The sequence below is a fragment of the Bhargavaea cecembensis genome, assembly GCF_001619585.1.
GTDB lineage: Bacteria > Bacillota > Bacilli > Bacillales_A > Planococcaceae > Bhargavaea > Bhargavaea cecembensis_A.
This window is the reverse complement of the sequence record NZ_LQNT01000009.1, coordinates 897,410-912,455: the sequence shown is the minus strand read 5'-3', so window position 1 is coordinate 912,455 and position 15,046 is coordinate 897,410. Positions and strand designations below refer to the sequence as shown.

13 protein-coding genes and 1 pseudogene are annotated in these 15,046 nt (G+C 53.2%); 13 read left to right on the top strand and 1 reads right to left on the bottom strand.

Annotated features, from left to right (window positions below):
* Nucleotides 1–20: 20 nt before the first annotated feature.
* A complete protein-coding gene (locus AV656_RS08035) occupies nucleotides 21–815 on the bottom strand; it encodes an IclR family transcriptional regulator domain-containing protein (protein WP_063180641.1) in 795 nt (264 codons plus the stop codon).
* A gap of 222 nt (nucleotides 816–1,037) precedes the next feature.
* Here AV656_RS08035 and AV656_RS08030 point away from each other — a divergent pair, with 222 nt between their 5' ends.
* The 13 genes and pseudogenes from AV656_RS08030 to AV656_RS07975 all read left to right on the top strand — a co-directional run bounded on the left by AV656_RS08030 (nucleotide 1,038) and on the right by AV656_RS07975 (nucleotide 14,972).
* A complete protein-coding gene (locus tag AV656_RS08030; protein ID WP_063180640.1) occupies nucleotides 1,038–1,814 on the top strand; it encodes a dioxygenase in 777 nt (258 codons plus the stop codon).
* Nucleotides 1,815–1,925: 111 nt separating this feature from the next.
* Nucleotides 1,926–2,759, top strand: coding sequence for an alpha/beta fold hydrolase (locus tag AV656_RS08025; protein ID WP_063180639.1), 834 nt, complete (start codon nucleotides 1,926–1,928; stop codon nucleotides 2,757–2,759).
* Nucleotides 2,760–2,794: 35 nt separating this feature from the next.
* Nucleotides 2,795–4,477, top strand: coding sequence for an SLC13 family permease (locus AV656_RS08020; protein ID WP_063180638.1), 1,683 nt, complete (start codon nucleotides 2,795–2,797; stop codon nucleotides 4,475–4,477).
* Between the two features lie 20 nt (nucleotides 4,478–4,497).
* Complete coding sequence (locus AV656_RS08015; RefSeq protein ID WP_063180637.1) at nucleotides 4,498–5,229, top strand: carboxymuconolactone decarboxylase family protein; 732 nt, start codon at nucleotides 4,498–4,500, stop codon at nucleotides 5,227–5,229.
* A gap of 3 nt (nucleotides 5,230–5,232) precedes the next feature.
* Nucleotides 5,233–5,919, top strand: a complete 687-nt coding sequence (locus AV656_RS08010) for a CoA transferase subunit A (RefSeq protein ID WP_063180635.1) — start codon at nucleotides 5,233–5,235, stop codon at nucleotides 5,917–5,919.
* On the top strand, nucleotides 5,916–6,557 hold the full coding sequence (locus AV656_RS08005) for a 3-oxoacid CoA-transferase subunit B (protein WP_063180633.1): 642 nt from the start codon (nucleotides 5,916–5,918) through the stop codon (nucleotides 6,555–6,557). Before AV656_RS08010 ends, AV656_RS08005 begins: the two co-directional genes overlap by 4 nt.
* Before the next feature lie 16 nt (nucleotides 6,558–6,573).
* Nucleotides 6,574–7,701 carry a muconate cycloisomerase family protein gene (locus tag AV656_RS08000; RefSeq protein WP_063180631.1) on the top strand — a complete coding sequence of 376 codons (1,128 nt, stop codon included), beginning with the start codon at nucleotides 6,574–6,576 and terminating at the stop codon, nucleotides 7,699–7,701.
* Nucleotides 7,698–8,891, top strand: coding sequence for a thiolase family protein (locus tag AV656_RS07995; RefSeq protein WP_063180629.1), 1,194 nt, complete (start codon nucleotides 7,698–7,700; stop codon nucleotides 8,889–8,891). Before AV656_RS08000 ends, AV656_RS07995 begins: the two co-directional genes overlap by 4 nt.
* A gap of 155 nt (nucleotides 8,892–9,046) precedes the next feature.
* Nucleotides 9,047–10,171 carry an NAD(P)/FAD-dependent oxidoreductase gene (locus AV656_RS07990; RefSeq protein ID WP_063180628.1) on the top strand — a complete coding sequence of 375 codons (1,125 nt, stop codon included), beginning with the start codon at nucleotides 9,047–9,049 and terminating at the stop codon, nucleotides 10,169–10,171.
* Nucleotides 10,172–10,287: 116 nt separating this feature from the next.
* A complete protein-coding gene (locus AV656_RS07985; protein WP_063180626.1) occupies nucleotides 10,288–10,902 on the top strand; it encodes a PH domain-containing protein in 615 nt (204 codons plus the stop codon).
* 221 nt (nucleotides 10,903–11,123) lie between these two features.
* Nucleotides 11,124–11,840 carry a DUF421 domain-containing protein gene (locus AV656_RS07980; RefSeq protein ID WP_063180624.1) on the top strand — a complete coding sequence of 239 codons (717 nt, stop codon included), beginning with the start codon at nucleotides 11,124–11,126 and terminating at the stop codon, nucleotides 11,838–11,840.
* Between the two features lie 657 nt (nucleotides 11,841–12,497).
* Nucleotides 12,498–12,634, top strand: a pseudogene (locus AV656_RS16600) (SUMF1/EgtB/PvdO family nonheme iron enzyme); the annotation flags it as partial.
* A 52-nt stretch (nucleotides 12,635–12,686) separates the two neighbouring features.
* Entirely contained in the window at nucleotides 12,687–14,972 is a 2,286-nt protein-coding gene (locus AV656_RS07975; protein WP_082818655.1) for an arylsulfatase, read from the top strand.
* Nucleotides 14,973–15,046: the final 74 nt, after the last annotated feature.

Here is a 15,046-nt window from a genome sequence, read left to right as displayed (position 1 = left end):
CGTGAAATGCCGGACATTCTTTATAGTATTCTCCCCGAACCGGAAATGGCGTTGCCAATGTCTTCAGCTGTTTTCTGCAGCATGTCGAGGTATGTCCCCCTCAACTCTTCTTTGGTGACCCGGCCGGCATGTGCAGAACAGTTAATGGCAGCAATCACTCTGCCGTTGACGATTAACGGTACTGCAACGGATCGGAGACCTTCTTCCAGTTGCTGATCGACACCGGCCCATCCGCGTTCTCTGACATTCCGGAGCTCGGCCAATAGGGCGGAATGATCAGTTATTGTATGGGACGTGAAATCATTAAACTCTATTGTTTCAAGGACGGCTTCTAACTTCTCTTCAGGAAGATGTGCCAATAGAATATGGCCCATGGACGTAGCATGGGCCGGCAGCCGGGAACCAACATCAAGGTTAAGTCGCATGATGCGGTTTGCCTGGACCCGGGCAACATAAACGATGTCGGCTCCGTCGAGTACCGAAATGGAACAAGATTCACCGGCTTGATCTGCAAACTTGCGCATAAACGGCTGGGCCAGGCTCCAAATACTTTTGGAAGAAAGATAGGCATAGCCCAGGCTTAGCGTGCGTGCGGTCAGAGAATAAATTCCGTTCAACGATTCCGCAAAACCCAATGCTTCCAGCGTCAGGAGAATCCTTCTTACTGCCGGACGCGACAGACCGGTTTTCTTTGAGGCCTCACTTACGGTCAGTTGAGGTGTCTCCTCGGAGAAGGCCTGTATGACAATTAGCCCACGCTCAAGTGATTGGATGAAATCATTACTTTCTCTGAAATTTGAATTTTTCGTTGACAAATTAGTTACTCCTTCCTATACTAAAAACAGTTGTACGTTTAACGTTCCATTGTACGAATATCGTACAACTTTAGGCTTGCTCTTGCAAGCGCTTTTATTACCTTGCCGGTAATAAGTCAGGCATGCTCTTGCAAACGCTTTTATTACCTGGTAGGTAATTTTCTGCAAGTCTTCTATAGTCAATAAGCATCGTACCAGTAAACATCAAAGGAGAGATTGAAAATGACAGAAACAACAACTGCAGTCAACAACCGTGTGGTCGAGGTATACGATCTTTTTGTAAAGCACATGCAAGAGTTTCTGGCGGAAGCCAACCTGAACCACGAAGAGTATACGAACTTCGTCAACTGGGCAGACCGCCTCGGACGCTCCGGCGAAATTCCGCTCTACCTGGATGTTTTCGTTGAGACCTATGTTCTTCAGGCGAAGTACAAAGATCTTCCTGGCACGGAACCTTCCCTCCTCGGGCCTTACTGGACAGATGGTTCGCCGCTGGTCGAAGGCAAGCCGGCGAAAATCAACATGCGCGAAGACGAGCCGGGCGAAAAGCTTCGCTTTAAGGGGAATGTCTCTGACGTAAACGGCAAGAAATTGGCCAACACGAAGGTTGAGTGGTGGCAGGATGATGCAAGCGGTTACTACTCCAACTTTGACTCGGACGCGCCGGACTTCAACCTCCGCAGCCATTTCTACACAGATGAAAACGGCGACTTCGAAGTTGAATCGATCCTGCCGATTCCTTACTCGATTCCGACTGACGGACCGACAGGTGAGTTCACTCGTGCAGCAGGCTACCATTCTTACCGCCCGGCGCACATCCACATGAAGTTCGAGCAAGAAGGATATGAAACACTCATCACGCAAGTCTTCTTCGAAGGCGACGAGTGGCTTGAAACAGACGTCGCCAAAGGCGTCCGCCAGTCCCTCATGACGAAACTCGTTGATAAAGGCGATTACAAAGAAGCCGAGCTTGATTTCGTACTCCGCTTCGATAACTAAATCAAAATAGGAAGGGGGACATTCAGCCGGATGCCCTCTTTCTTTTTAGGCTCGGTGGTACGCTATGCGATTTAGTGTACAATATACGTACAACCAAGAAGGAGTGACGGAATGGAATTCTATCAGGTCAATGTAAACGGAAATGCCATCCAGGTGGCGGACCACCCGGGAGAAAAAGGGACGATCATCGCCATTCACGGCCTTACGGGTAACCACCGAAATCTTCATTATTATATTGAGCAGTTCAAAGGGGACTACCGCATTGTGGCGGTCGACCTCAGGGGACGCGGCAACTCCGCTCAGCTGGATCAGGAGCCATCGATCTTTAATCATGCGGAAGACATTCTTGGGCTGATTAAGGAATTGGAGATTGAGAACCCGATTCTCATGGGCTACTCAATGGGGGCATTCATCTCTGCAATCGTGGCGAGCCGCCTGGACTCCGTGAAAGGTGTCATCCTGCTCGATGGTGCTGCGGAAATGTCCGAACACCAGCGGGGCATCGTGGAACCTTCCCTCGGCAGGATCAGCAAGGCGTATGATTCGCAGGAAGCGTATGTGTCTGAAATCCAGAGAATCTACGGAAATCTCGGCATCACCTGGTCGGATGAGATTGCCAAGACGGCTGCTTACGAAGTCGGTGAAAAAGGCGATCACTGGGAAAACAAATCCGACGAAGCCGGCATCCGTGCCGATTTTGACAGCTTCTACACATTCAATCCGGAGGAAATCGGTTCGAAGGTCAGCTGCCCGGTGCTGCTTGTCTACGCTTCCGGCGCGATCGGCCAGATGCCGCCGCTATTCCTGGAAGAGCATTACGACAAGACGAAAGCGGCCATCCGCGATCTGGACGTGATCGAGACTGATGCAAACCATTACACGCTCGTTTTTGAAGACCGTCCGGAAGTGAACCAGGCAATCGGAGAGTTTTTGGGGAAAATCTAAACTTGATCATCTAATAGGGGATAGGGGGAACACCCATGGGGAATCCATTGGCGGCAATTAGCCGAATGCTGTGGAACTCACATAAGCGAACAAAGGATACGGTAACCTTTGCAAATGTAAGAAACGAATTAAGCGCGGCAGAGGCCGTTTCGGATTTGCCGAAAGAAAAGGCGGTTCAAAGAAAAGCCGGAAAAGCCAGAACCGGGAACAGCGAGGGCAAGGGGCAGCAGGATGCGTATAGCCTGACACAACTGATCGGTCTTCTTTTAGGCCCCGTACTTTTCTTCAGCATCATCTTCTTGATGCCGCTGCCGGGACTGTCGCCTGAGGGTCGCGCAGTATTGGCGATCACGGCATGGATTGCCGCGTGGTGGATCAGCGAAGCGGTCCCGCTCGGAATTGCATCACTGATGCCGCTGATTTTATTGCCGCTAATGGGGGCTGTGGATGGGGGGACCGCAGCATCGGCCTATGGCGACTCCCTGATTTTCCTGTTTATCGGCGGATTTGCACTTGCGCTGGCTCTGGAAAAATGGAATCTTCATGAACGGATTGCCCTGACAGTCATCAGTGCGGTTGGCACGAGTACTTCGGGCCTGGTTCTTGGTTTTATGCTGGCGACAGGGTTCATTTCCATGTGGGTATCGAATATGGCAACCGTCATGCTCATGATTCCGATCGGAACAGCGATCATCGCCAAAGTCGTTACTCTAATGAAGGAAGACAACGTGTATTCTCAAGAGGAAGAGACAAAATTCACGAAGGCGATTATCTTTGCCATCGGATTCGGCGGAACGATCGGGGGCAGTGCCACGCTGATCGGAACACCGACAAACCTGGTGCTTGCCGGACTGGCGAAAGAACTGTTGGGCATTGATATTTCGTTTGCGATGTTCTTCGCTTTTGCCTTCCCGCTAATTGTTCTGCTCATGATTTTCGGTGTGTTTTACATTACGAAAGTCGCTTATCCGATGAACGTCAAGAAAATCACAAACGGACGGTCCTTTGTCCAAGAGCGCAAAAAGGAACTTGGGAAAATGTCTTACGAAGAGAAAATCGTCCTGTCCATTTTCGCTTTTACGGCGTTTATGTGGCTTACCCGGACATTCCTCTGGCAGGACATCATTCCCGGCCTGAGCGATACGATGATTGCGATGGTAAGTGCGGTCATGCTTCACGCGATTCCGGCTTCCAAAGAAAGCGGAGGACGTATCTTGGAAGCGGACTCGCTCAAGAACATGCCTTGGGGCGTTCTGTTGCTTGTTGGTGGTGGGCTGGCACTGGCTGCAGGATTTAATGGAACAGACCTTGCCGGCTGGATCGGCGGGCAACTGCTGTCACTCGAGGGTGCTTCCTATCTGCTGATTTTGGCGATTCCGACGTTGCTGGCTATTGGGATGACTCAAGTGGCCCCGAACACCGCAACGGTCACAATCTTGCTGCCAATCGTTGCCTCCCTGGCTCTTGCCATTGATGTCCACCCGCTTCCTGTCATGACTGCAGTGGCGATGGGCGCAGGCTTTGCATTTATGCTTCCGATCGGGACGCCTTCAAACGCAATTATCTTTGCCACCGGAAAAATCACCATGGTCGATATGCTGAAAAAAGGGTCATGGCTGACGGTACTGGCATTTATGCTGATCATTCTATTCGTTTACTTTGTTCTTCCGCTTATATTCGGCATCAATCAGTACGAGTACCCGGAAGCCCTTAAGTAATAAAGGAGTGTAGGAATTAAATGAGCGAAGCACTGGAGTATTTCAGAAAAGTTTATGACATCGTACCGGGCTGGGTGCAGAAGATGCACGACTACAGTCCTGAGGTGCTGGATACATACACCGGCATCCGCGGGGAGATTATGCAGGACGGAGCGCTTTCCCGCAAGGAGAAGGACGTCCTGATTGCAGGTATGAATGCGGCGCGGCTCTATGCCCGGAGCATGGTGTACCACACAAAGGGAGCCGTCGATTTCGGCAGCTCGGTTCCGGAAATCGTGGAGTATTTCCTGACGGCTTACCTGTATAAGGGCGTTCCGGCGCTTCAGACGGCAGTGGAAGCGGTCCGCTATGCACTGGAGCTGAACGGAAATACCGTGCCGGAAGCTAAGGGCAAGGATGCTGCGGAGATTCTTCGTGAAATCATCGGCTGGCTGGACGGGGAAGACACGGCTTATCTGGAAGACGTACTCTCCCTTGTGGAGTCCGGAGACCAGGATGCGGTTGAGCGGAAGGTCCTGGATAGCGGACTCGTGCCGGAAAGGCTGAAGCTCCTCAACATGGTCGGAAACCATATCGTCGAGTTGGACGGAAAAGGCGCGGTGCCTTGGATGGAACTCGCGCGGCAGGCGGGCGCATCGGAGGCCGAGCTCGCGGACGTCGGCTATATCTGCATCCTGACGGCGGGAATCCCGGCTTGGTTTGAGTTGAGTGACTCGCTGAAGGCAGCCGCAGAAATGAAGTCGGAGGGATAAACGATGACGAAACGAAAACAGAGCGCGGCAGAAGCGCTTGAACTGGTAAAGTCCGGGGATACGATCCTCGTCGGCGGATTTGGCCTGATCGGCGCGCCGCTGACACTAATTGATGAACTGACGAAAAAGGATGTCGCCGGTCTGACGATTGTCTCCAACAACCTTGGCGAATCCGGCAAGGGTCTTGGGATCTTGCTGAATCAGGGCAAGATCAAAAAAGGCATCGGCTCGTATTTTACGAGCAACCGGGATGTCGGCGACAAGTACCAGGCGGGTGAGATCGAGCTGGAGCTGCTGCCGCAGGGAACGCTTGCCGAATCGATCCGTGCAGGCGGTGCGGGACTCGGCGGCTATTATACGACGACCGGAGTCGGGACGGCTCTGGCCGAGGGCAAGGAAGAGCGCGAGATTGACGGCGTGCCGTACATTCTCGAAAAGGCGATCCGCGCAGATGTCGCGCTGATCCGCGCTCACAAGGCAGACACGCTCGGCAACCTCGTCTATTACAAGACGGCGCGGAACTTCAACCCGCTCATGGCGACGGCTGCCAAAACGGTCATCGTGGAAGTGGACGAAATCGTCGAACCGGGCGAACTGAATCCTGAAGAAGTCGTCACACCCCATCTGTTCGTCGATGCCATCATCGAGGCGAAGCAAGTACTGACGAAGGAAGGAGTGGTGAGCGTATGACGACCATGACTAAGCAGGAAATGCAGCATATGATCGCTGAGCGCGTAGCCAAGGAACTGAAAGGGCCAATGAGCGTCAACCTCGGCATCGGCATCCCGACGCTTGTCGCGGAGTATATGGAAGACGATGATATTTACCTGCACACGGAGAACGGCCTGCTCGGCGTCACCGATGTGGAGGAAGAGGACATCGATCCGAACCTTGTGAATGCAGGCAAGCTGCCGGTCGGAGAGGCGGTTGGGGCCGCGTACTTCAACAGCTCCGAATCATTCGCGATGATCCGAGGCGGTCATGTTGACGCGGCAATCCTCGGCGCACTGCAGGTGGATGAGCGAGGCGTGATCGCCAACTGGGCGGTTCCCGGGAAGAACATCATGGGTGTCGGAGGCGCGATGGACCTCCTCGTCGGGGCGAAGAAGGTCTACGTCACGATGACCCACACGTCCAAAGACGGCTCGCCGAAACTGCTGAAAGAATGCACGTACCCGATCACCTCGACGCGCAGCGTAGACATGATTTTCACGGAACTTGCCGTCTTTGAAGTGACAGAAGACAAACAGCTCCGCCTGGTCGAACTGATGCCGGGTGCGACAATCGAAGAAGTACGCGAAAAGACGGAAGCAGCATTTATCGAGTGAAGAGGGGGCAGTTGAGATGAACATCCAATCCGTTCATGTGGCCATTCTGGATCTTCCGACGATCCGGCCCCATCAGCTTGCGATGCATACGATCACCGAACAGGCGGTCGTCGTGGCACGGGTGAGGGACGAGGACGGCCGTGAAGGCTGGTCGGAGATCGCGACAATCGGCGGGGCTTCATACGGCGAGTCCACACCGGAAGCGATCAAGGCGAACATCGATACGTACATCACACCGCATGTGATCGGGCAGGACCCGATCCGCTTCGGCAAGATCATGCACGACATTTCCATACATGTCCGCGGCAACCTGCACGCCAAGGCGCTGGTAGAAAGTGCGATTGTCGATCTGGCTGCGCGCCAGCGGAACATCCCGGCGTACGAGCTGTTCGGCGGCAAGATTCATGACGGCCTGCCGGTCGCGTGGACACTGGCAAGCGGCGACACGGGCAAGGACATCGAGGAAGCCAAAGAGTATCTTCATCAGAAGCGGCATAACATCTTCAAGCTGAAGATCGGCAAGGGCGACCCGATGAAAAACGTCGAGCATGTGCTTGAAATCCAGAAGGCGGTCGGCGACCGGGCGAGGCTTACGGTTGATGTGAACCAGGCGTGGGACGAAGACACGGCCAACCAGTGCATCCCGCTTCTCCAGGACGGCGGCATTTCGATGATCGAGCAGCCGCTCCCGGGCTGGAACCATGAAGGGATGGCGCGTCTTGCCGACCGTTACCGGGTCCCCATCCTCGCCGATGAAGGCGCGACGTCGATCCAGGAAATCTTCCATATCGCCAAGCACCGCGCTGGAAATTCCATCGCGCTCAAGGTCGGAAAGACAGGCGGGCTTACGGCGGTCAAACAGGCGGCCGGCATCGCGGAAGCGGCAGGCCTCGGCCTGTACGGCGGCACCATGATCGAATCGGACCTCGGTACGGCAATGACGGTCCAGCTGTACTCGACGATGCCCCCGATGAAGTTCGGCACTGAACTGTTCGGGCCCCTATTGTTCAAGGATTCCATCACGACAAACAGGGTCGAGTTCAAAGACTTCGAAGTGATCGTTCCGGACGGGCCGGGCTTCGGCGTCGATGTCGACCAGGAAAAAGTGGAGCATTACTCACGTGAAAAAGGAGTGCTTGCATGAAAAACGCAGTCATCATTGATTCGGTCCGTACAGCGATCGGCAAACTGGGCGGCTCGCTCGGCAACGTGCCGGCGAACTACCTGGCGGCTCACGTCATGGAGGCGCTGATCGACCGGACGGGCATTGAAAAAGATCTTGTGGAAGAAGTCATTCTTGGGCAGGCCAAACAGAGCGCAGATGAGTCGAACCTTGCGCGCCTTGCCTTGCTCCGCGCGGGCATTCCGTCAAGCGTTCCGGGCTATACGGTGCACCGCCAGTGCGGTTCGGGCGTCCAGGCGGTCAACTCCGCCGCCCAGCAGATCGGCATGGGCCTGAGCGATGTCATTATCGCAGGCGGTGCGGAGTCGATGAGCACCGCACCGTATTATGTGAGCGGCGTTCGCTTTGGCGTAAAAGCGGGAAACACGGTGCTGAAGGATCCGAACACGGAAAGCCAGCCGGGCTCCCAGCCTTTCGAGGAATTCGGGAACCTGAACATGGGCACGACTGCCGAAAACGTGGCAGAGAAATACGGCATCTCCCGGGAACAGCAGGACGAGTTCGCCCTGCTCAGCCAGGAGCGAACCGCGGCGGCAATCCGGGAAGGCCGCTTTGAAGAGCAGATCATCCCGTATGCCGTCCAGGAACGCCGGCAGACCATCGACTTCAAGACGGACGAGCACCCGAGGGAAACAAGCCTCGAGAAGCTTGCCAAGCTGAAGCCGGTCTTCAAGGAAGGCGGCACGGTCACCGCGGGCAACGCAAGCGGCCGGAACGACGGTGCGGCTGCTCTGCTCGTCACGAGCGAAGAAGCAGCCGAGCGCTATGGACTCACCCCGAAAGCCCGCATTGTAGCGCAGGCATCTTCCGGATGCTCGCCTGACATCATGGGCATGGGACCGGTCGGCGCGACGCAAAAAGCGCTCCGCCAGGCAGGGCTCACGGTGAATGATCTTGACGTCATCGAACTGAACGAGGCATTCGCCGCCCAGGCGGTCGCCTGCATCAATGAACTCGGCCTGGATATCGACAAGGTCAACCCGAACGGGGGCGCCATCGCACTCGGCCACCCGATCGGAGCGACCGGCGCAATCCTCATGACCAAGCTGCTTCATGAACTCGAGCGTACCGGCGGCCGCTACGGCCTCGTCACGCTCTGCATCGCAGGCGGCATGGGCATTGCAACGATTGTGGAAAATCTGAGAGCTTAAGTTAGGAAGCCACCGCTATTACAGCGGTGGCTTTTCATTATGCTTCGGGTACTGGGTCATCACTCGGGTGCAACTGCGTATTTCTCCTGTATGGTTGATGAACCGGCTCAACTAAAATATACTGAAAATTGTAACGATAGATTAGGAGGGAAGCGATGAAAGTTGCGGTCATCGGAGCGGGCATTGTCGGAGCAAGTGCCGCCTATCACCTGAGCAGGCAGGCGGACGTCGAAGTGATTCTGATCGATAAGGAACAGAAGGGGAAAGCGACACTGGCCGGAGCGGGTATCATCTGTCCTTGGGTGTCCCATGCGGATGACCCGGACTGGTACCGCTTGGCGAAAGAAGGGGCAAAGTTTTATCCGAATCTGATTGGCCGACTGCAAGAGGACGGGGAGCACGAAACCAGCTATAAGCAGGTCGGTGCGCTTTGTGTCAGTGACCGGGCCGAGGAGCTGGACCGGATCGAAGAGGCGTTGCGGGCCAAGCAGGTTGATGCACCTGAATTGGGCGAAATCCTGAGGCTGGACGCAGAGGAGACCCGGCGCAGGTTCCCTCCATTAAATGAAGAACTGGAATCCGTCTATGTATCGGGTGCTGCCAGGATAGATGGCAGGCTTCTGCGCGAGGCGATGGTCCGGGCAGCCGTGAAAAACGGTGCTCGTATTGTGGAAGGGGAAGCGAATCTATTCTCGGACGGGCAAAAGGTGACGGGTGTTGCGGTCGATGAAGAGACCTACGATGCTGACCAAGTGATCGTGACCGCAGGCGCCTGGGTGCCGGATCTTCTGGAGCCGTTCGGTGTCCAGGTAAACGTGCAGCCGCAGCGGGGTCAGATTCTTCATATAGAAATGCCGGGTGAGGACACTTCCGACTGGCCGGTCATCCTGCCGCAGAGCACTCACTACATGCTGGCGTTTGACGATTCACGGGTGGTGGCCGGTGCCACCAGGGAGACCGGCTCCGGATTCGATTATCGGCAGACGGTCGGCGGGGTGCATGAAGTTGCGGGTGAGGCGCTGCGAATTGCACCGGGACTCTCGCATGGAACGCTCAAAGAAGTCCGGATCGGTTTCCGGCCGATGGGCGACAATTCACTTCCGCTGCTAGGAAAGCTGGAGGAACTCGGATCTGTCACTGTCGCGACGGGGCTGGGGCCGTCGGGTCTTACGATGGGACCTTACGTCGGCTATCTTTCCGCCTGTCTCGCGACGGGTGAGGAGACCGGAATGGATCTTGGTGTCTACCATCCGTTGCGCGGGGCAACAGTGAATAGATAATGAATTCGTGGAGCGTGCCGGTAGATGAAACCGGTTGCTCCTATTTTTCGCTCGGGGTGCAACCCTTGTAATGATATACTGAAAGTGAATTGATATAGAGGAAGAGGGGCTGCATCATGCTTAAGAAAATCGCTTCCGACGCACTCGGGCTGTCGGATATCGGAAAAATCATCGGACCTGCGGATTATGACAAGACGGATGCCGATGATTATATCCGCCATGAAGACAACGAGAAAATCTATTTTCTGATCAAGACGAAAGCGGACGAGTACTGCTTCACGAATATCGCATTCATCCATGTGGATGGGGACACCGCCGTGTCTTCCAAGCGGACGCTGAAGCGCTATGCGTACTCCCAATACAAGTTCTCTGATGTGGCGCTTGAAACTGCCGGGAAAGTCGACCTTGATGTTGAAATCAAGTTTACGCTGGGCAATCAGGCGTACAGCATTGACGTCGACAAAAAGCAGCTGGATCAGCTGAAAGACCTGTACAAGGCGCTTGGCTATATCGCAGAAGTGACACACGAAAACAGCATCCAAATGGACATGGCCACACAGAGCCTCGACCGGGCTGTCCAGGTGCTGCACAACGCACGTCCGTCCGATATCCAGCTCGCCGAGCAATATGAGAAACTGACTGAGTTCAGCTTTAACTGGATGCAACAGGCACGTACCAAGTATCATGAGAAAGACTTTGGAGCGGTGTTTGAGAAGTATATTAATAACTGATTGGTGGAGAAGGCGTATGAGCGCCTTCTCTTTTTGTTGGGAGACCGCATAGACAGGCGAGAAGCGCACATAGATCCGCCAATAGCGCGCATAGAAGTTCCGGAAGCGCGCATAGAAGCTCTCAAACCGCGCATAGGAACCTATGCGCGGTTGGTCTGGAGGTGTAAACCGCCGTCACTCTTGGGCACACTTGCTCAAAACAGCCAAGAGGGGCGAAGCCGGTGGAATTCTTTCATGCCCAGGAAACACTGACCGCCCTACAGTGGATCCTGCGGGTAGTGGTCACATATATCTTTTTGCTATTCGTAGTCAAGGCTATGGGGCAGCGGTCGATTTCGCAGCTGAACCTGCTTGATTTTGCTGTCGCCATCGTAATCGGAAATATCATCGCCCACCCGCTGTCTGATGCAGGGGTCGGCCTTAAAGGATCAATGATCACGATGGTCGCGCTAGTTGTCCTCTACTCGGCCAGTGTATTCGCTGTGCTGAAATCCGGACGTGTCCGGAACTTTGTCCTTCCCCGTCCGCTTCCGCTCGTGGACAGGGGGCAGCTCGTTTATCCGAACCTGAAAAAAGCACGCATCACGGTCGACTATCTGCTTTCTGAAGCGAGAAAATCGAAGATTGAAGACCTCCAGAGACTTTCGCTGGCACTTTGGGAGCCCGACGGCACCATCTCCTTCTTTGAAAGTCCGCAATACCAGGGGCCGACCCGGAGTGACTTTGACATGGTGCCCGGGCCATTTGATCTGCCGATGGTAGTTGTGAGGGAAGGGAAAATCGACCGCAAGGGGCTCATGCAGACAGGAAAGAACGAAGCGTGGCTGCTATCAGTGCTCAAAGAGGAGCACTATATCCAACTGCAGAACGTCTTGCTGGCGACATTGGATCGCAGCGGGAAGGTGAAGGTGTTTGTCTATGGAAAGGGAAGGAAGTGATTGCCTTCCTTTTTCTATAAGTGGTGATTTATTGAAATCATAGGCAAAAAGAAGGTAACGAAAGAAAAACGTAAATAAAGGATTTTTAAAAGAAGGAACTTAGATTTATTTTAGGGCTGAGCACAGGGAAAATAAAAATATGTATAATCACCTACATTGCTTACTCGTCACCCGCCTAATGGCTGAGGGATAACGAGTGAGCTTGTTATTTTTGGATTAATTATTAGGAAAATCCATAAATAGAATTGACCAAACATTCTGACATGGTGTAATAATAGACACATGTACGATATTCGTTATTTGTACGCATTGCGTACATTAATGTAAGAATATTGTAGAAGTGTTTATTTTTCTTAGGGGGGTGGGGAGTTGTTCCAAAAAGAGCGTCGGCCATGCTGTACTGCTGCTCGTGACAGCTTCATGACAGCTTCGGGACCATGAAGGGCCAAAAGGGAGAGAAATCGGGAACTGTTTCAGGAAAAGCCGGTTGATTAAACCTCTTTATATGGATCCGCAAGCCGTCAGCAATGGAGCATTTAAGGCGTTCACTGATGAAACCGGTTACATAGCGGATGCAGAAAAATTTGAGGTGGTTATTTGTCTTTTATCAACTCATGAGTCCAAAAACCACCGCAAAAGTGACCCGGAACGATGAAAGTGAAGGGCGGATCTTATCTGTGTCATAGCTCCTGCTACTCAACCGTTACCGGGTGGCGGCGTGGACGGCAAACACACCGGACAGCTCGATGGGAAACATCGGTTTCCGGTGTAGAACCACGGTTCCAGCTAAATAGAGAAACAACATCTGTCAACAATGTATATCCAAAAGGGGGAGGAATAAAGAACATGGGAAATCTTTTTTCAAGCTCCATAAGCAAGCTAAGTGTATTTGGAACAACCGCCCTGATGGCGTCGGCTTTCGCCTTGAGCGCCTGTTCTCCGGACGATGAGATTGAAGCGTCAAACCGCAACGCTGCTTCCTCAGAAGAGGCTAACGTGATTTATATCATGCTCGACGATACCGGCTTTTCGGATTTGGGAAGTTTCGGATCGGAAATACGGACACCGGCGATGGATGAACTCGCCGAAAATGGACTTAGATTCAATAACGCACACGCATCACCCCTTTGTTCTCCTTCCAGGGCAGCCCTGCTGACGGGGAGAAACCCGCATGAAGTCGGAGTCGGCACGGTGACCAACTTTGATATGGGTCCGGAATTCCCCAACAAACGGGGGGAGATCAACCCTGAAGCCGGAACCATTGCGGAAGTGCTAAAGGAGAATGATTACAGTACTTATGCGACAGGGAAATGGCATCTGGCACCAACAGATGAAACCAATCCCGCAGGCCCTTATAATAATTGGCCGCTCCAAAAGGGTTTTGACCAATATTACGGCTTCCTTGAGGATTCTTCGGATCAGTACAAGCCTGAGCTGACCGTCGACAATACCCATATCCCATCTCCGGAAAATGAAGATTATCACTTCTCAGAAGCCATCGTCGAAAATGCAAATCAATATATCAGCAATCACGCCAGCATCCATCCGGACAAAAACTTCTTCCTTTACTTGGCGTTCGGCGCACAGCATGCTCCCCATCAGGTGCCAAAGGAATATATCGACGCCTATGACGGTGTCTATGATCAGGGATGGGATGCAATCCGGGAGGCGCGTTTTGAAAAGCAAAAGAGGTTGGGGATCATTCCCGAAAATACACAGTTGGCGCCCAGAGACGAAGGGGTGAAACCCTGGGAGGAGCTGAGCGATGAAGAGAAGAAGACGTATGTCCGACTTCAGCAAACCTATGCCGGATTCCTGACGCATACCGACGAACAAATCGGGAAACTGATCGACAACCTGAAGCGCTTGGATCGATACGACAATACGATGATTGTCTTATTATCGGATAACGGGGCAAGTGCCGGGGGATATGACCACGGTTCATCCGGCAGGGCATTGTCCTATAACGGGATGAGTCAGACGATTGAATCCATCGGAAGCAGATATGACCACTTCGGCAGTGACCAGGCCGGAACGGATTATCCGAAAGGCTGGGGACAAGTCAGCAATACCCCCTTCAACTTCTATAAAAACACTGCCTATGAAGGCGGCAGTCACATCCCGATGCTCATTCATTACCCAGACCTGATTCAAGACCCGGGAGCCATCAGAAACCAGTATGTGCATGTCCATGATATTACTCCGACGGTTCTTCAGGTTTTGGGCATTTCGCCTCCGGAAGAAATCAATGGGATCGGGCAAATGCCGATCTCCGGAGAAAGCTTTATGGACACCTTCGGCAATCCTGACGCTGAAGGAAGAAAAACACAGCATTTCGAAGTGTCCGGGCAGAGAGCCATCTATCATGATGGCTGGAAAGCAGTCGCTCTTCATGAAAAAGGGGCTCCTTTTGAAGAGGACGAGTGGATCCTGTTTAATGTGGAAGAAGATTTCTCTGAAACAACGGACCTCTCCGGGGAATATCCAGAGAAACTGGCGGAATTAAAAGAGCTTTGGCATGAGGAAGCCGAGAAGTATAATGTCTATCCGCTAACGGATTTCTTTGTCGAGGGTCTCTTGTCTATACCGGATGACACGGTCAGGGCGAAGGATCATTTTGTCTACTACAGCGGGATGAGTACTTTAACCGACTCGGCAGCCCCGCCGATCCTTGACCGTTCCTACGACGTGAACATTCCGATTGAGCGCAAGACCGGGGACGATGACGGCGTACTATTGGCGCACGGCGGCGTCGAAGCCGGGTATACCCTTTATATCCGGAATAACCGGCTTTTCTACGAGTATAAGGTAGGTGACCAAATTAACCGGATCACCTCGGACATTGAGGTGCCGGTTGGACAGTCTGTAATCAGTTACCGATTTGAAAAAACCGGTTCCTACGAGGGGACAGGCACTCTATATATCGATGATAAAAAAGTGGGGGAAACCCAGCTGAAAGGAACACAGCCCTATAAAATTGCATTTGAGGGGCTGGATGTCGGAAAAGATACCGCCCATCCGGTTAGCCGGGAATATGCCGACCAGGGTGAGTTTGAATTTAAGGGAGAACTCTTGCATGTGGAATATCTGCTAGGGGATGACGCGGAGTATCCTTCGCCCTCCGGTTATTAATGGAATCTGATTAACAATCTGAATTAACGGCCCGGACCCTCGTGTTAGACGAGGGAACCGGGCCGTTTTCAATG

Bases quoted from the DNA above. Each gene is read 5' to 3' on its own strand.
- AV656_RS07985 (WP_063180626.1), top strand. From the start codon at position 10,288: ATGCTTAAGAAAATCGCTTCCGACGCACTCGGGCTGTCGGATATCGGA.
- AV656_RS08020 (WP_063180638.1), top strand. From the start codon at position 2,795: ATGGGGAATCCATTGGCGGCAATTAGCCGAATGCTGTGGAACTCACAT.
- AV656_RS08015 (WP_063180637.1), top strand. From the start codon at position 4,498: ATGAGCGAAGCACTGGAGTATTTCAGAAAAGTTTATGACATCGTACCG.
- AV656_RS08010 (WP_063180635.1), top strand. From the start codon at position 5,233: ATGACGAAACGAAAACAGAGCGCGGCAGAAGCGCTTGAACTGGTAAAG.
- AV656_RS07995 (WP_063180629.1), top strand. From the start codon at position 7,698: ATGAAAAACGCAGTCATCATTGATTCGGTCCGTACAGCGATCGGCAAA.
- AV656_RS08025 (WP_063180639.1), top strand. From the start codon at position 1,926: ATGGAATTCTATCAGGTCAATGTAAACGGAAATGCCATCCAGGTGGCG.
- AV656_RS08030 (WP_063180640.1), top strand. From the start codon at position 1,038: ATGACAGAAACAACAACTGCAGTCAACAACCGTGTGGTCGAGGTATAC.
- AV656_RS07990 (WP_063180628.1), top strand. From the start codon at position 9,047: ATGAAAGTTGCGGTCATCGGAGCGGGCATTGTCGGAGCAAGTGCCGCC.
- AV656_RS08000 (WP_063180631.1), top strand. From the start codon at position 6,574: ATGAACATCCAATCCGTTCATGTGGCCATTCTGGATCTTCCGACGATC.
- AV656_RS08005 (WP_063180633.1), top strand. From the start codon at position 5,916: ATGACGACCATGACTAAGCAGGAAATGCAGCATATGATCGCTGAGCGC.
- AV656_RS07975 (WP_082818655.1), top strand. From the start codon at position 12,687: ATGGGAAATCTTTTTTCAAGCTCCATAAGCAAGCTAAGTGTATTTGGA.